The organism is Dehalococcoidales bacterium (genome assembly GCA_041652735.1).
Lineage (GTDB): Bacteria > Chloroflexota > Dehalococcoidia > Dehalococcoidales > RBG-16-60-22 > RBG-13-51-18.
Genome location: JBAZGT010000004.1, coordinates 58,406 through 73,525 on the forward strand (window position 1 = coordinate 58,406; position 15,120 = coordinate 73,525).

Here is a 15,120-nt window from a genome sequence, read left to right on the forward strand (position 1 = left end):
TGATTTCGCTTAACCCAGCGCGGTCATTATTTTCCGGTGTACCGCTTCCGGCCCGCCTTCACTGACAACCTCCAGCAGCTTGCCTGCTTTTTTATAATACGCAATCAGCGGGGAAGTCTCTTTGTTATATACCTCCAGCCGCTTCTTAATCGTCTCCGTGTTATCATCGGCGCGCTGGTAAAGCTCTCCGCCGCAGCGGTCGCACTTGCCCTTCACCTTGGGCGGGTTGTCCACCTCGTGGTAGGGGGCCTGGCAGTTGCGGCAAACCCAGCGTCCGCCCAGCCTCCGCAGCACCTCTTCCTTGTTTACCACGATGTTTACCACCTTATCGATAGTCCGGGACTTCTGCGTCATCGCTTTGTCCAGGGCTTTGGCCTGCTCTATGTTCCTGGGGAAGCCGTCAAAAATAGCGCCGTTGGCGCAATCCGGGGCGGACAGCCTCTCCAGCACCATCTGGATGGTTATCTCGTCCGGGACCAGCTGTCCCTTTTCCATGTAGACCTTGGCTTTCTTGCCCAGCTCCGTTTGCTGCTGGAGCGCCTTGCGGAAAAGGTCGCCGGATGCTACCTGCACCAGCTTCAATTTCTCCGCCAGCATTACTGCCTGCGTCCCTTTCCCCGCGCCGGGGGCTCCCAGGAGAACAATATACACTTTTACTCCTATTTTATAAAGCCTTCATAGCGCCGCATTACCAGCTGCGCTTCCAGTTGTTTCATCGTATCCAGTACCACACCCACCACAATCAGCATGCCCAGACTGGAAAGCTGGATTTGCTGTACGTTGGTTATGGTACGCGCCAGGAAGGGCATTATCGCCACGAATGCCAGGAACAAGGCCCCCGCCCAGGTGATACGGTTGATGACGCCGCTGATATAGGTGGCGGTGTTCTTGCCGGGGCGGATACCGGGGATAAAGCCCCCCTGTTTTTGCAGCGTGCCGGGTAGGTCCTGCTGCTGATAGGTAATTATAGTATAAAAGAAGGTAAATGCGATAGATAAAACGAAATAGAAAATCCAGTAAAAAGCGCCCACCGGTAAATCCGTATTCGGGTTGAACCACCGGACTATCTGGTGCGCGAACCCGCTGCCGTGGTCGAAATAGCTGGCTACCACCCCTGGGAACAGCACGATGGACATGGAAAAGATTAGCGGTATCATGCCGGAGGAATTAACGCGCATGGGGATATGGGTGCTGCCGGACTGCCGGTACATGCGGCCGCCGCGGAGCACACTGCGGGCATACTGCACCGGTACGCGGCGGTGCGCCTCGGTAAAGATGACGATGAGGATGATGGTCACCAGCACGATGGCGATGTAGACCAGCAGCCCCATGATATTGCTCTTGGCCAGGAAGCCCTCTCGTATCAGGGACGGGTAGCCGGCCACGATGCCGCCGAAGATGATAATGGAGATGCCGTTGCCGATGCCGTATTCCGTAATCAACTCGCCCAGCCAGACCAGGAAGAGCGTGCCGGCGATTAGTGACATGACGATGGTGGCGGTGAGCAGGGGTACGTTAACCCCGGCGGGCAGGTTGGAGAAATCAACGGCACCGGCGCGCTGTAAAATAACCAGTTGCCCGTAGCCGGAAAGACCGGCCAGCGGCACCGTCAGCCAGTGGGTAATCATATTTATCTTGTTCTTGCCGGATTCCCCTTCCTGTGAAAGCGCCTGGAGGCGGGGAATAACGGGCACCAGTAATATAATAACGATTGACGCGGTAATATACGGGTAAACGCCCATGGAGGCCACGCTGAACTGCTTCATGGCGCCGCCGCTGAAAAGGTCCAGCATACCCAGCAGCGCGTTGCTCTCGAAGAGATTTTTCAGCGCTTCCGGGTTCAGGCCCGGCAGAGGCACATGGGAAATAAACCGGAAGACCACCAGAATGCCCACGGTGATGAGGATGCGCCGCCGCAGGTCCGGCAGGCTGAAGGCATCTATCATCGCCTGGAGTAGTCTGGGTCTACTCGACTTTTGCCGCATCGGCTACCTCCTCAGCTTTGCCGCCGGCGGCCTCTATCTTGGCTTTGGCGGAGGCTGAAAATTTATCCGCTTTCACGGTCAGCGGGCGGTCCAGGGCGCCGTCGGCCAGGACTTTAACCGGGTTGGCCAGCGTCTTGATAATGCCGGCCGCCAGCATTTGCGCTGCGGCTACTTCGCTGCCGGCCTCAAACCGGTTAAGTTCGCCCAAACTGACCAGGTTGTATTCAATCTTAAAAATGTTGGTAAAACCGCGTTTGCGGGGCAGCCTCTTGATTAAGGGGAGCTGACCGCCCTCGAACCCGGGACGTACTTTATTATTGCCGGCGCGGGCTTTCTGGCCCTTGCAGCCGCGTCCGGAAAAGGTGCCGTGACCGCTGCCGGTGCCGCGGCCCACGCGCTTGGCGGGATGCCGGGAACCCGGCGCCGGGGCGATATTATTTTGTTTCACCAAGGTCTTCCTCCACTTTAACCAGGTGTCTCACCTTGTTAATCATGCCGCGCAGCGAGTTTGAATCTTCACGGACCACGCTCTGATTAAGGCGATGAAAACCCAGGGTTGTAATCGTTTTACGCTGGCTTTCGTCGTAGCCGATGCTGCTTTTAATCCAGGTAATGCGTATCTTACTCACGGGCGGACGCCTCCCCGGTGGTTATTCCCGCCTTGCGTTTGGCCAGTTCCTCTTTAGGGTTCTTCAGTTCGGTCAGGGCGTAAATGGTAGCCCGGGCGACATTGATATGGTTTGAGTTGCCGAGCGACTTGGTTAAAATGTCCTTCACGCCGCAGGCCTCCAGCACGGCACGGATGCTGCCCCCGGCGATGACGCCGGTGCCGGGCACGGCGGGCTTTAACATGACCGTGGCCGCCCCGTAGTTTACCGTGATTTCATGCGGAATGGTGCTGCCGGCCAGGGGCACTTTAATCAGGTTCTTGCGCGCCTGGGCGCCGCCCTTGCTGATGGCGGTGGGGACTTCATTGGCCTTGCCAATGCCCACGCCCACGTGCCCTTCGCCGTCACCGGTGACCACCAAAGCGCTGAAACGGAGGCGCTTGCCCCCTTTCATCACCTTGGCCACGCGGTTGACGTTAATCAGCTTATCATTAAGGTTCAGATCCGCTGCATCAATGCGACTTAGTGGTTGCTTCATCAGACCCCATATCCTCTCTTAGAACTTGAGCCCGCCTTTACGGGCTGCTTCTGCCAGGGCCTTGACGCGGCCGTGGTATTTGAATCCGCCGCGGTCGAAAGCCACAAGGCTGATTCCTTTTTCCGCGGCGCGCTTCGCCAGTAATGTGCCTACCAACTCCGCCTCGCTGGTTTTGTTCTTTTTCTTGGTATCCTTCTTAACATCGGCATCAAGAGTGGAGGCGGCGGCCAGCGTCCGTCCCTGTAAATCATCGATTACCTGGGCGTAAATATGGTTCAGGCTGCGGAAAATGCAGAGGCGCGGACGGGTTTCCGTGCCGGCTATCTTCTCCCTGACCCTGCTGTGTCTCCTGATGCGTGATTCCCTGGTATAAGATTTAGTCATTTTTATTTCCTGCCAACCACCTTACCGGCCTTGCCGGGTTTAAGATGTACTTTTTCTCCCGCGTACCTGATGCCCTTGCCTTTGTAGTGGTCCGGCACGCGCAGGGCACGGATTTCCGCGGCCATTTCACCCACGTCTTCTTTATTGATACCGCTCACCTTTATCTTGGTGGTCCCTTCCAGGGAAAGGGTCAGCCCGGGTTTGGGCACCACTTCCACCTGGTGGGAATAGCCGAGACGCAGGTTGAGTTTCTCCCCGGTTTTCTCGGCGCGGTAGCCCACCCCCACTATTTCCAGGTTCTTCTCAAAGCCCTTGGAAACGCCCTGCACCATATTCGCCAGCAGGGTGCGGGTAAGCCCGTGAAAGGCGCGGTGTTTCTTGGCATCGCTGGGGCGGCTGACCGTAATGGTGCTGTTTTCCAGTTTGATGCCCATTTCCGCGGGCAGGGAACGCTTAAGCTCCCCCTTGGGACCTTTCACCGTGACGGTGCTGCCGGCGATGTTGACCGTCACCCCGGACGGTACGGCTATCGGCAATTTTCCTATTCTAGACATAAATATCACTCCAAGTGGTGTTTACCAGATGTAACATAAAAGCTCACCGCCGGAGCCCTGGCGCCAGGCTTGCTGCCCGGTGCGGAGGCCCTTGGAGGTGGAAAGGATGGCGATGCCCAGCCCCCCGTAAACGCGCGGTATCTCTTTCTTCTGCACGTACAGGCGGAGCCCGGGTTTGCTCATGCGCTTCAGGCCGGAGATGGCCGGCTTGTTATTTTCCATGTAGCGCAGCTGCACTTTTATCTCCCGGTGGGGCTTACCCTTGACTACCTCGTAGTCGGTAATAAAGCCTTCCTCTTTCAGGATATTAGCTATAGCCAGCTTAATCTTGGAAGCGGGTACCAGGACACTATCGTGCCTTACCATGATGGCATTTCTTATACGGGTCAACATATCAGCAATTGGGTCTGTCACTGTCACACCTACCATTATTACTTTAGCTTACCAGCTGGATTTTCTTACGCCAGGGAGTTGCGCATCAAGAGCCAAGTGCCTGAAACATATCCGGCAGATGCCGAATTTGCGTATGTAAGCCCGGGGCCGTCCGCAGATCTTGCACCGGTTGTGCTTGCGCACCGCGAACTTGGGCTTGCGCTGTGATTTCAGAATCATTGATTTCTTAGCCATGATTAATCCTCTCCCTCCTTCGCGAAGGGCATGCCCAGCAGCTCCAGCAGGCGTTTGCCGTCCTCGTCGTTCCTGGCGGTGGTTACGATTGATATTTCCATGCCGCGTATCTTGTCAACCTTGTCATACTCTATTTCCGGGAACAGGATTTGCTCTTTGAGCCCCAGCGTGTAGTTGCCGCGGCCGTCGAAAGCCTCCCCGGAAACTCCCTGGAACTCGTGCATGCGGGGGAGCACCGCGTTGACCAGCTTATCGAAGAAAGCCCACATGCGCTCGCCGCGTAAAGTCACCTTGAGGCCGATGGGCATCCCCTGCCGCAGCTTGAAATTGGCGATGGACTTGCGCGAGCGGGTGGTCAGGGCGTGCTGCCCGGCGATAGCCACCAGGTCCGCCTCCGCCGCTTCCAGACTCTTGGCGTTGGCGATAGCCTCGCCCATGCCTATATTGAGCACTATTTTCTCCATGCGGGGCACCTGCATCACGTTATCGTAGCCGCAGAGCTCCTGCAAACGGGAAACTACTTCTTTGGTGTATTTTTCTTTTAATCTGGCCATTAGTCTATCACCTCATGGCAGACGCGGCATACCCTTACGCGGCGGCCGTCTTCCAGCTTCTGCGCGCCTACGCGCGCGGGCTTGCTGCACTTGCTGCACAGGTACATTACCTTGGAGACGTGCAGGGGCGCTTCGATATCGATAATGCCGGCCTGCCGGGCGGCTCCCTTGGCTTTGGAGTGCTTCTTTACGAAATTCAAGCCTTCAACGATAATTTTCTGCTGCTGCGGGTAGGCAAAGCGGACCTTGCCTTTTTTCCCTTTGTCCTTGCCCGCGATAACGAGCACGGTATCGTCTTTTTGTATCTTCATAATTATCTCTGCCTTTTATAATACCTCCGGCGCCAGCGAGACAATTTTGGTATACTGCTTGTCTCTCAGTTCCCTGGCTACCGGGCCGAAAATGCGGGTGCCCTTGGGGTTGTTCTTATCGCTCAGGATAACCGCCGCGTTTTCATCGAATTTAATGTAAGAGCCGTCCGGCCGGCGGAAAGGGTAGACGGTACGCACTACCACCGCCCGTACCACGTCGCCCTTCTTGGTGGCGGCATTGGGGGTGGCTTTCTTTACCGAGGCCACGATGGTATCGCCGAGATAGGCGTACCGGCGCCGGGTGCCGCCCAGGACGTTGATGCACATTATCTCACGTGCCCCGGAGTTATCGGCTACCTTGAGTCTGGAATTCATCTGAATCATGTTAGTCCCACCAATATCCTAGTTCGTTATTTCTTCCGGCTTGATTTCCGCCACTTCGCCTTTGGTTACTATCTCAATAACGCGCCATCTCTTCAGTTTGGAGAGCGGGCGGGTCTCCTCGATTTTCACGGTATCGCCAATCTTGCTTATCTTGTTTTCATCATGAGCGTAGTATTTAACCACCCGGCGGATGATCTTCTTATATAGCGGGTGACGCCGGGGCGTATCCACGGCAACGACCACGGTCTTGTTCATGATATCGCTGACTACTTTACCGTACCTGGTCTTGCGTTTTATTTCCATAGTATCCAATCCTACCTTATCCCCAGTTGTCTTTCCGCGATGATGGTCTTGATGCGGGCAACCTTCCGTCTGACCCGCCGGACCTCGCGGTGATTTACGAGCTGCTTGGTGGAGAGGCGAAAGCGCAGGTTGAACAGCTCCTGGTGGGTGTCTTCCAGCAGCTTCGCCAGGTCTTCCGTGCTTAATTCTCTTACATCCTTAACTTTAGACGCCATGGCTCCCTACTTTGCCACCTCATCCGCGCCGGTGGCGAGACTTTCTTTATAGACGAAACGCGTTTTCAAGGGCAATTTGTGGGCGGCGAGGCGGATGGCATCCTTGGCCACCTTTTCCCCCACGCCGGACATTTCAAACATGACTCTCCCGGCCTTAACGACTGCCACCCAGTGGTCCGGCAGTCCCTTGCCGCTGCCCATACGGGTTTCCGCGGGCTTCTTGGTCACGGGCTTGTCCGGGAAAATGCGTATCCACACCTGGCCGCCGCGGCGGATATGGCGGGTAATGGCGCGGCGTGCCGCCTCTATCTGGGCGCTGGTTAGCCAGGCGGACTCCATTGCCTGGAGCCCGTATTCCCCAAAGCTCACGGTATTGCCGGCATGGGCTTTACCGCGGCGGGAGCCCCGTTGTGATTTCCGGTATTTTACACGCTTGGGCTGATCCATGCTATTCCTCTTCCTTGTGCTTAGTTACCCCGGATTTCCTGGTGGTCCTGGCCGGGGGTTCCGGAGTTTCCGGGATTTCCGCGGCGGGCCTGGCGGCTTTCTTGGCCTTGGGTTTGGCCTCTTCTTCCGCTTCCGCCTCGGCGGGTTTAACGGCTTTCTTTACCTTGGGTTTGGCGGCTTTTTCTTCCGCTTCAGGGGCAGCCGCTTTAGTTGCTTTAGCTGCCTTGGCCGGTTTTTCTTCGGCCTTGGCTACGGCTGCTGCCAGTTTTTCTCCGACGATGGAAACGTGGCCGGCTTTAGGCGCCCGGCCGGACTTTTCTTCCGCGGCGGGCGCGGCTTTTACTGCTTTGGCCGGTTTTTCCTCGGCGGCAGGGGCGGGGGCTGCTTTAGCGGCGGCCTCCGCCGGTTTTTCCGCGGCGGTATCCGCGGCGGCTTCCGCCGGTTTTTCTTCAGGCTCGGCCGTCTTGATTTCCGGCAGCACCTGTCCTTTATATATCCATACTTTTACCCCGATGCGCCCCAGCGTGGTGTGCGCCTCGGTGAAACCGTAATCGATATCAGCTCTCAAAGTGTGCAGCGGCACCTGGCCCTCGTGCATGGTCTGGCGGCGGGCTATTTCCGCGTTGGCCAGGCGGCCGGCGGCGCTCACTTTAACGCCCTTGGCGCCGGACTGCAATGACCGGAAAATGGCCTGTTTCATGGCGCGCCGGTAGGCTACGCGGCGCTCTATCTGTTCCGCCACGGAACGCGCCACCAGGTAGGCGTCCATCTCCGGCTGGCGGATTTCCTGGATGTTCAGCCTCACCTTTTTGCTGATGAGCGCTTCAAGGTTCTGGCGCATTTCATCCACGCGCGAACCGCCCCGGCCGATGACGATGCCGGGTCTGGCGGTATGCAAAGTGATAGTTACATCTTTGGCCTGGCGGTCGATTTCTACCAGTGAGATGCCGGCTTCCGGGTACTTGTTTTTGATGTATTGCCGGAGCTTGTTATCCTCCTGGATAAATTCGGCATAGTGAGCCTCACTATACCATTTCGACTGCCAGTCTTTGATGACTCCAAGTCTGAATCCTATGGGGTGTACTTTATGACCCAATTAGCCCTCCTGCTCTGCAACTATCACGGTGACGTGGCTGGAATTCTTATGTAAGGGGCTGGCCCGCCCCCTCGACCGCGCCCGGAAGCGGCGCATGCTGCGCGCGACATCTACATTAATCTTGACCACTATGAGGTCCGCGGGGTCCATCTGAAAGTTGTTTTCCGCATTAGCCACGGCGGAACGTACCACCTTGGCGATAAGCCTCGCCTTGGGTGACGGAGCGTAGCGCAGCAGGTTCAGCGCTTCGTCAACTCTCTTGCCCCGCACCATGTCCACCAGTGGCCGCATCTTGCTGGCGGGCATGCCGGTGTCTTTAGCTATAGCTTTTACTTCCACTTTAATTCACCTTATCCCAGGTTACTCTTTATCTGACTTGGTCCCGTGCCCTCTGAAGGTGCGGGTAGGGGCAAACTCGCCGAGTTTATGGCCGACCATGTTTTCGTTGATATAGATGGGCACATGCCGGCGGCCGTCATGCACGCCGATTGTTAAACCCACCATCTGCGGTAAAATCGTAGAGCGCCTCGCCCAGGTCTTGATTACGGTTTTCTTGCCGGAGCGTATCGCGGCGTCTACGTGTTTTTCCAGCTTTTCATCAACTGCCGGTCCCTTTTTAGTAGATCTTGACATGTTCCCTCTTTAACCGCCTATTTGCCTCTGCGTTTTACAATCAATTTATCGGATGCCTTCGGCTTGCGGGTCTTGTAGCCGAGGGCCGGTTTGCCCCACGGTGTCTTGGGTCCAGGCATACCGATGGGGGAGCGGCCTTCGCCGCCGCCATGGGGATGGTCGCGGGGGCTCATTACCGAGCCTCTAACGGTGGGACGCCAGCCCATGTGCCGCTTGCGCCCGGCCTTGCCCAGGCTGATATTCTGGTGCTCCAGGTTCCCGATTTGCCCCACGGTGGCGATGCACTCGCTCAGGATGCGGCGGATTTCGCCGGAGGGGAGGCGGATAAGGACGTTATCGCCTTCCTTGACCATCAGCTGGGCGGAGCCGCCGGCGCTGCGCACCATCTGGCCGCCGCGCCCTTTCTGTACCTCGATGTTATGTATCTCGATGCCGGTGGGCATCAGTTTCATGGGCATGGAGTTGCCCGGTTTAATTTCTGCGTTGTTGCCGGACATCACCGTATCGCCGACATTCAGGCCGACCGGCGCGATGATGTAGCGCTTTTCCCCGTCCACGTAGTAGATGAGGGCGATGCGCGCCGAGCGGTTGGGGTCGTACTCGATGGAGGCAACCTTGCCGGGGATATCGAACTTGTCCCGCTTGAAATCTATAATGCGCAGTTTGCGCTTTTCGCCGCCGCCGCGGTGGCGCACGGTGATTTTGCCGCGGTTGTTGCGCCCGGCTTTGCTTTTCTTGGCCACAGTCAGCGATTTCTCCGGCTTGCTCCTGGTAATCTCGTCGAAGGTATAGCTGCTCTGGTTGCGCCGGCCGGGAGAGGTCGGACGATATATTTTTATAGCCACCTGGCTTCCCCTTTCATACTATACGCCTTCAAAGTACTCTATTTTGTCCCCCGCCTTGAGGGTGACGATTGCTTTTTTCCAGGGCAAAGTGTGCACCATCCGGCGTCCCATTCGCTTGGTCTTGCCGCGCACGGTGACCACGTTGACTCCCATGACCGTGACTTTGAACGCTTTTTCCACCGCCTGTTTTATCATCAGCTTGTTGGCCCCGTCAGCGATTTCAAAGACGTATTTATTCAAATCCTGCAATGCCGTGCTTTTTTCCGTAATCAGCGGACGGCGCAGCACCTCATAAAGATGCATTATTCGCCCCCTTTGGCTGCCCCGTTGTCCCAGAGCTTTTCCGCGACGCGAACGGCCGCCTCGGTCATGAGCAGCGTCTTGTGTGACATGATATCTATAACATTCAATACGCTGGCCGGCATGGTGGTGACGGCCGGGATGTTGCGGGCTGACTTTACCACGTTTGCCTCCGTCGCGGGGGTGACGATGAGGGCGGAGGACTCTATGCCCAGTGCATTCAGCACGTTTATCATATTTTTGGTCTTGACCTCGGTGAAGTCAAAAGCGTCCAGCACTTTCAAATCGCCTTCGCCGGCTTTGGAGGAAAGGAGGCAGCGCAGGGCTAAACGGCGCATTTTCTTGGGTGTATCCTGGCGGTAGTCCCGCGGGTGGGGCCCGAAAGCCACGCCGCCGCCGCGGCGGGTAGGGGATTTCTTGCTGCCGGCGCGGGCGTTGCCGGTGCCCTTCTGCCGGTAAAGCTTCTTGGTGCTGCCGTTGATCATGCCGCGGGTCTTGCTGGCCGCCGTGCCCTGGCGGGCGTTGGCCTGCAAACCGACCATTACCTGGTGGACGACCGTCTCATTGAACGGCACGCCGAAAACGGCATCGCTTATATCTATTTTCCGGACTTCTTCACCGGCAATGTTAAAAACTGGAACCTGCACCTTACTTTTTCTCCCTCTTCGTCTTTTGTATCAGCACCAGTCCGTTGGTCATGCCCGGCACCGCCCCTTTAATCAGCAAAAGATTGCGGGCGGGGTCGGATTCCAGCACCTCCAGGTTGCTCACGGTGACGCGTGCGCTGCCCATGTGTCCCGCCATGCGCAGTCCCTTATACACGCGCCCGGGGCTGGTATTGGAGCCGACGGAGCCGGGGGCGCGCCACCGGTCGGACTGGCCGTGGGTTTTGGGACCGCCGTTGAAATGGTAGCGCTTTACGCCGCCGGCGAACCCTTTACCCTTGCTTATGCCGCATACATCGACGATGTCTCCGGCTTTGAACAGGCTGACGTCTATTTTCTGCCCGGCCTCAACCTTGGGGCCGTTTTCCAGGCGGAACTCCCGCATGTAGCGGAACTTGACCGTCTCTTTTTCCTTGGCTTTGCTCTTCTTGGCGGCGGTCTTGTTCTTCTTCACCTCGCCAAAGCCGAGCTGCGCGGCTACGTAACCGTCTTTCTCCATGGTCTTGACCTGCACCACGGTGCAGGGCCCGGCCTGGATGGCGGTTACGGCTTCGGTCTTGCCGCCCTTGCCGTAGATCTGGGTCATGCCCAGTTTTTTACCTAAAATTCCTTCAGTCATAATGCCACCAATCAAATTAAAGCTTGATATCTATTTCCACGCCGGACGGCAGGTTCAGCTTGGTCAGCGCATCGATAGTTTTGGAAGTAGTCTCGATGATATCTATCAGGCGCTTGTGCGTCCGTATCTCGAACTGCTCCTGGGAGTCTTTATCGATGAAAGGGGAGCGGATAACGCTGAACTTCTGGATAGTGGTCGGCAGCGGTACCGGTCCCACGGCCACCGCGCCGGTGCTTTCCACCGCTTCCAGAATTTGCCGTGCCGATAGGTCCACCACCTTGTGGTCATAGCCCTTGAGTTTGATGCGGATTTTCTGTTTAGCCATTTTTCTTGCCTACAGCCTTTTCTAAAATCTCGTCCGTCATGTTAGACGGCAGTTGCTCGTAACTGTTGAATTCCAGCGAGTGGGTGGCCCGCCCCTGCGTTAAGGAGCGCAGGCCGGTGGCGTAGCCGAATGATTCCGCCAGGGGGATGAGGCAGTGGATGATGAAAGTATCTCCCTGAGGGTCTATTTTGCCTATACGCCCGCGCCGTGAGTTCAGGTCGCCGATAATATCGCCCAGGAACTGTTCCGGCGTCACCACTTCCAGTTTCATAATGGGTTCCAGCAAAATCGGTCTGGCTTTCCTCACGCCTTCGCGGACGGCCAGCGAGCCAGCCATTTTGAAAGCCATTTCCGATGAGTCTACGTCATGGTAGCTGCCGTCATAAAGGGTGGCTTTGACATCCACCACCGGGTAGCCGGCCAGTACGCCGGTTTCCATCGCTTCTTTAATGCCGGCCTTGACCGGGTTGATGTACTGCCGCGGTATGGTGGCGCCCTTGATGGCATCCACGAACTCGAAGCCCTTGCCGCGCGGCTGCGGCTCGAAAGCCACGTTGACCACGCCGTACTGGCCGTGGCCGCCGCTCTGGCGGACGAACCTGCCTTCCGCTTTTACCGGCATGGTGATGGTCTCTTTATAGGCCACGCGCGGGTTGCCTACCTTCACGCCCACGTTAAATTCGCGGATGAGCCGTGAAGTAATGACTTCCAGGTGCAGCTCGCCCATGCCGGAGACTACCGTCTGGCCGGTCTCCTCGTTAAAGTTCACCTTGAAAGTGGGGTCTTCTTCCGTCAGTTTCTGTAAAGCTTCGCCGAGTTTATCCTGGTCGGCCCGGGTCTTGGGCTCGACGGCGATGGAAATAACAGGTTCGGGGAAGCGGATGGATTCGAGTAGGATGGACTGGGCTGTTTCACAGAGGGTATCGCCGGTGAAGGTATTTTTAAGTCCGAGGGTGGCAACGATGGAGCCGGTATCAGCGGAGGTAATGTCCTCGCGATGATTGGCGTGCATCAAGAGAAGGCGGCCAATGCGTTCCGGCCTTTCGCGGGTCGGATTGAACACCTGAGCGCCCACCTTAACCTTACCGGAATAGACTCTAAAATAAACGAGCCGGCCCACGAAGGGGTCGGTCACGACTTTAAATGCCAGGGCGGAGAAGGGAGCGTCATCGCTGGCTTCACGGGTAATTTTCTCTTCGGTCTTGGGGTTGGTCCCGTCCACCGGCGGCACATCCAGCGGGGAGGGCAGGTAATCGACGATAGCGTCGAGCAGGAGCTGGATACCCATGTTGCGCAGGGCGCTGCCGCAGATAACGGGCACGCCTTTGATGGCCAGGGTTACGCGCCGTAAAGCCTGTTTCAGCTCCGCGGACTCTACTTTTTTGCCTTCCACGAAGGCAATCATCATCGCGTCGTCATGCTCGGCTAATTTGGCAATCAGGTGCTGCCGGGCTTCTTCCACGCGCTCTTTTTCTTCTTCCGGTACGGGCATTTCTTCCCGCGGCGTATCGGGGTCGCCGGAGAAGCGCCACGCCTTGTTTTCCACCAGGTCCACCACGCCGTGATAGCGGTCTTCGGCGCCCAGTGGGTAATGTATGGGGAGCGGGGTGGCTAAAAGGCGCGTTTCAATCATGGAGATGGTGCGGGTGAAACTCGCGCCGATGCGGTCCATTTTATTGATATAGCAGATGCGCGGCACCTTGTACCTGTCCGCCTGGCGCCAGACTGTTTCGCTCTGCGCTTCCACGCCGGAAACAGCATCGAAGACGACTACCCCGCCGTCCAGGACGCGCAGGCTGCGCTCTACTTCCGCGGTGAAATCAACGTGTCCGGGAGTATCTATAATATTGATGCGGTGGTCCAGCCAGTAGCAGGTGGTAGCCGCCGCCGTGATGGTAATGCCGCGTTCCCTTTCCTGGTCCATCCAGTCCATGACGGCCGTGCCTTCATGCACCTCGCCCAGTTTATAGGTCTTGCCCGTATGATAAAGTATCCTCTCGGTGACGGTGGTCTTGCCGGCATCGATGTGGGCGATGATACCTATATTGCGAATGTCTTCCAGAGGAAATTCCCGGGGCACTTTTTTATCTCCCGCCATCTGATTATTTACGTTAATACCTGTGTTAGTTACCAAATCCTCTACCACCTGTAATGGGCAAAGGCACGGTTAGCCTCGGCCATTTTATGCGTGTCTTCACGCTTCTTAATCGTGTTTCCCTGTCCCTGGAAGGCCTCGGACAACTCATCAGCCAGTTTTTCATTCATCGCCTTGCCTTTTCTTGACCGGGCGGATGCAATCAGCCAGGTGAGGGCAAGGAACAGACCGCGGTCCGGGGCGACTTCCACCGGGACCTGGTACGTAGCGCCGCCGACACGCCGCGGTTTTACCTGGAGGAGGGGGGTAACGTTCTTAACCGCCTGTTCCAGCGCCGCCGCCGGGTCCTTGGAGACGTGCTGTCCCAGTTTCTCCAGTGCATTGTAAACGATGTTTTCCGCCGTTCTTTTCTTACCGCGCTCCATTACTTTAATAATAAGCTGCGATACCGTAACGCTGCGGTACTTGGCATCCGGAACGATTTCTCTTTTTACTGATCTAGCTCTTCTCGCCATTATAATCCCTCGTATTAGGCTTAGGCCTCAGCGGCTTTGGCTTTAGCTTTCTTGGCGCCGTATTTACTGCGGCCCTGCTTGCGGTTCTGTACGCCGGTGGTATCCATGGTCCCCCGGATGATGTGATAGCGGACGCCGGGTAGGTCCGGGACGCGGCCGCCGCGGATAAGTACGACCGAGTGTTCCTGGAGCTCGTGGCCCTCGCCGGGGATATAAGCGGTGACCTCGATATGGTTAGTCAGCCTTACCTTGGCTATCTTGCGCAAAGCGGAATTAGGTTTCTTGGGGGTGGTGGTCTTTACCTGGATGCAAACGCCGCGTTTCTGCGGGGAACTTTTACCCTGCAATACACGGTTTTTCAGTGAGTTATAGGTGAACGTGAGTGCCGGCGTTTTGTCCTTGGTGGTTGCCTTGCGCCGCCCTTTGCGGACCAGCTGATTTATTGTTGGCATTATTCTTTTTCTTTACCCCCTAACAATTACAATGGATGGGCTCGGCCCATCCATTACGAATTCTTGTAATGTGATAGAGAGAGGTTTGTAAGCTCAATCTATCTACGTTTACTGAATTCCTAGCACCAAACATTTAATGTAACACATCATGGCACTGTCTGTCAATATCTTTGCTAGGTAACTTGGGGATACGTTTCTCAAGGCCTGCAACGGCGGCGGAACGGGGCGCATTTCAAGGTGGAGGAGGGGAGGTTAAAGGCTGTCCAGCGCCTTGTTGGCCAGGGCGTCCGCGGCGGCATTCTGGGCGCGCGGTATGTGGCTAATACTGAAGCTTTCCAGCGATCCTATCAGCTTCACCGCTTCCTGGTACAGGGGGCGGAGGGCGGCGTTTTTTATCTTGTAGAGTCCGTTGAGTTGTTTCACCATTAGCTCGGAGTCGGACTTCACCGTCACCTGCCTGGCGCCCAGGGAGATGGCTTTTTCCAGACCGGCGATGATGGCGCGGTATTCCGCCTGGTTGTTGGTGGTAGGGCCGAGGCGGCGGGAAACGGTGGCGGCGATATGGCCCGTCTCGTCTTTAATGACCACCCCTATAGCCGCCGGCCCCGGGTTGCCCCGCGCCGCGCCGTCCGTATATATCGTGACTTTGTTGATGCTCAATTTAG

At 56.8% G+C, this 15,120-nt stretch carries 26 protein-coding genes and 1 pseudogene; all 27 read right to left on the reverse strand.

The genetic code is table 11. From position 1 onward, the window contains the following. Positions 1-9: 9 nt before the first annotated feature. A complete protein-coding gene (locus tag WC370_02545) occupies positions 10-651 on the reverse strand; it encodes an adenylate kinase (GenBank protein MFA5308349.1) in 642 nt (213 codons plus the stop codon). 8 nt (positions 652-659) lie between these two features. After that, positions 660-1,985 carry a preprotein translocase subunit SecY gene (gene secY, locus WC370_02550; GenBank protein MFA5308350.1) on the reverse strand — a complete coding sequence of 442 codons (1,326 nt, stop codon included), beginning with the start codon at positions 1,983-1,985 and terminating at the stop codon, positions 660-662. Further along, positions 1,966-2,433, reverse strand: a complete 468-nt coding sequence (gene rplO, locus WC370_02555) for a 50S ribosomal protein L15 (protein ID MFA5308351.1) — start codon at positions 2,431-2,433, stop codon at positions 1,966-1,968. The genes secY and rplO overlap by 20 nt, the downstream gene beginning before the upstream one ends. Further along, positions 2,420-2,614, reverse strand: coding sequence for a 50S ribosomal protein L30 (gene rpmD / locus WC370_02560; protein ID MFA5308352.1), 195 nt, complete (start codon positions 2,612-2,614; stop codon positions 2,420-2,422). The genes rplO and rpmD overlap by 14 nt, the downstream gene beginning before the upstream one ends. After that, positions 2,607-3,131, reverse strand: a complete 525-nt coding sequence (gene rpsE, locus WC370_02565; protein ID MFA5308353.1) for a 30S ribosomal protein S5 — start codon at positions 3,129-3,131, stop codon at positions 2,607-2,609. Before rpsE ends, rpmD begins: the two co-directional genes overlap by 8 nt. A gap of 18 nt (positions 3,132-3,149) precedes the next feature. Then, positions 3,150-3,515 (reverse strand): 50S ribosomal protein L18, encoded by a 366-nt coding sequence (gene rplR / locus WC370_02570; protein ID MFA5308354.1) that lies wholly within the window; start codon positions 3,513-3,515, stop codon positions 3,150-3,152. 2 nt (positions 3,516-3,517) lie between these two features. Next, complete coding sequence (gene rplF / locus WC370_02575) at positions 3,518-4,069, reverse strand: 50S ribosomal protein L6 (GenBank protein ID MFA5308355.1); 552 nt, start codon at positions 4,067-4,069, stop codon at positions 3,518-3,520. Positions 4,070-4,090: 21 nt separating this feature from the next. Beyond that, positions 4,091-4,489 carry a 30S ribosomal protein S8 gene (gene rpsH, locus WC370_02580; GenBank protein MFA5308356.1) on the reverse strand — a complete coding sequence of 133 codons (399 nt, stop codon included), beginning with the start codon at positions 4,487-4,489 and terminating at the stop codon, positions 4,091-4,093. A gap of 21 nt (positions 4,490-4,510) precedes the next feature. Beyond that, the gene (locus tag WC370_02585) at positions 4,511-4,696 is read right to left on the reverse strand and encodes a type Z 30S ribosomal protein S14 (GenBank protein ID MFA5308357.1); all 186 of its coding nucleotides are present in this window, start codon (positions 4,694-4,696) and stop codon (positions 4,511-4,513) included. A 2-nt stretch (positions 4,697-4,698) separates the two neighbouring features. Further along, positions 4,699-5,250, reverse strand: coding sequence for a 50S ribosomal protein L5 (gene rplE, locus WC370_02590; GenBank protein MFA5308358.1), 552 nt, complete (start codon positions 5,248-5,250; stop codon positions 4,699-4,701). Beyond that, entirely contained in the window at positions 5,250-5,561 is a 312-nt protein-coding gene (rplX, locus tag WC370_02595; GenBank protein MFA5308359.1) for a 50S ribosomal protein L24, read from the reverse strand. Before rplX ends, rplE begins: the two co-directional genes overlap by 1 nt. 15 nt (positions 5,562-5,576) lie before the next feature. After that, positions 5,577-5,945 (reverse strand): 50S ribosomal protein L14, encoded by a 369-nt coding sequence (gene rplN / locus WC370_02600; protein ID MFA5308360.1) that lies wholly within the window; start codon positions 5,943-5,945, stop codon positions 5,577-5,579. Between the two features lie 18 nt (positions 5,946-5,963). Next, positions 5,964-6,248 carry a 30S ribosomal protein S17 gene (rpsQ, locus tag WC370_02605; protein ID MFA5308361.1) on the reverse strand — a complete coding sequence of 95 codons (285 nt, stop codon included), beginning with the start codon at positions 6,246-6,248 and terminating at the stop codon, positions 5,964-5,966. Between the two features lie 11 nt (positions 6,249-6,259). Beyond that, on the reverse strand, positions 6,260-6,463 hold the full coding sequence (rpmC, locus tag WC370_02610; GenBank protein MFA5308362.1) for a 50S ribosomal protein L29: 204 nt from the start codon (positions 6,461-6,463) through the stop codon (positions 6,260-6,262). Between the two features lie 6 nt (positions 6,464-6,469). Next, the gene (gene rplP, locus WC370_02615) at positions 6,470-6,910 is read right to left on the reverse strand and encodes a 50S ribosomal protein L16 (protein MFA5308363.1); all 441 of its coding nucleotides are present in this window, start codon (positions 6,908-6,910) and stop codon (positions 6,470-6,472) included. 472 nt (positions 6,911-7,382) lie between these two features. Further along, a pseudogene (gene rpsC / locus WC370_02620) lies at positions 7,383-8,006 on the reverse strand (30S ribosomal protein S3). After that, entirely contained in the window at positions 8,007-8,345 is a 339-nt protein-coding gene (rplV, locus tag WC370_02625; protein MFA5308364.1) for a 50S ribosomal protein L22, read from the reverse strand. A gap of 21 nt (positions 8,346-8,366) precedes the next feature. Further along, positions 8,367-8,639 carry a 30S ribosomal protein S19 gene (gene rpsS, locus WC370_02630; protein ID MFA5308365.1) on the reverse strand — a complete coding sequence of 91 codons (273 nt, stop codon included), beginning with the start codon at positions 8,637-8,639 and terminating at the stop codon, positions 8,367-8,369. Between the two features lie 17 nt (positions 8,640-8,656). Further along, the gene (gene rplB, locus WC370_02635) at positions 8,657-9,484 is read right to left on the reverse strand and encodes a 50S ribosomal protein L2 (GenBank protein MFA5308366.1); all 828 of its coding nucleotides are present in this window, start codon (positions 9,482-9,484) and stop codon (positions 8,657-8,659) included. 18 nt (positions 9,485-9,502) lie between these two features. Further along, the gene (rplW, locus tag WC370_02640) at positions 9,503-9,787 is read right to left on the reverse strand and encodes a 50S ribosomal protein L23 (protein MFA5308367.1); all 285 of its coding nucleotides are present in this window, start codon (positions 9,785-9,787) and stop codon (positions 9,503-9,505) included. Beyond that, positions 9,787-10,431: a 50S ribosomal protein L4 gene (rplD, locus tag WC370_02645; protein ID MFA5308368.1), complete on the reverse strand. Its 645-nt coding sequence runs from the start codon at positions 10,429-10,431 to the stop codon at positions 9,787-9,789. The genes rplW and rplD overlap by 1 nt, the downstream gene beginning before the upstream one ends. Position 10,432: 1 nt before the next feature. Then, positions 10,433-11,068 (reverse strand): 50S ribosomal protein L3, encoded by a 636-nt coding sequence (gene rplC, locus WC370_02650; protein ID MFA5308369.1) that lies wholly within the window; start codon positions 11,066-11,068, stop codon positions 10,433-10,435. Positions 11,069-11,084: 16 nt separating this feature from the next. Then, entirely contained in the window at positions 11,085-11,393 is a 309-nt protein-coding gene (gene rpsJ, locus WC370_02655; GenBank protein MFA5308370.1) for a 30S ribosomal protein S10, read from the reverse strand. Continuing rightward, entirely contained in the window at positions 11,386-13,491 is a 2,106-nt protein-coding gene (gene fusA, locus WC370_02660; protein MFA5308371.1) for an elongation factor G, read from the reverse strand. The genes rpsJ and fusA overlap by 8 nt, the downstream gene beginning before the upstream one ends. 41 nt (positions 13,492-13,532) lie before the next feature. Next, complete coding sequence (rpsG, locus tag WC370_02665; GenBank protein ID MFA5308372.1) at positions 13,533-14,003, reverse strand: 30S ribosomal protein S7; 471 nt, start codon at positions 14,001-14,003, stop codon at positions 13,533-13,535. A gap of 20 nt (positions 14,004-14,023) precedes the next feature. Next, a complete protein-coding gene (rpsL, locus tag WC370_02670) occupies positions 14,024-14,455 on the reverse strand; it encodes a 30S ribosomal protein S12 (GenBank protein MFA5308373.1) in 432 nt (143 codons plus the stop codon). 252 nt (positions 14,456-14,707) lie between these two features. Next, the gene (locus WC370_02675; protein MFA5308374.1) at positions 14,708-15,115 is read right to left on the reverse strand and encodes a ribonuclease HI family protein; all 408 of its coding nucleotides are present in this window, start codon (positions 15,113-15,115) and stop codon (positions 14,708-14,710) included. Positions 15,116-15,120: the final 5 nt, after the last annotated feature.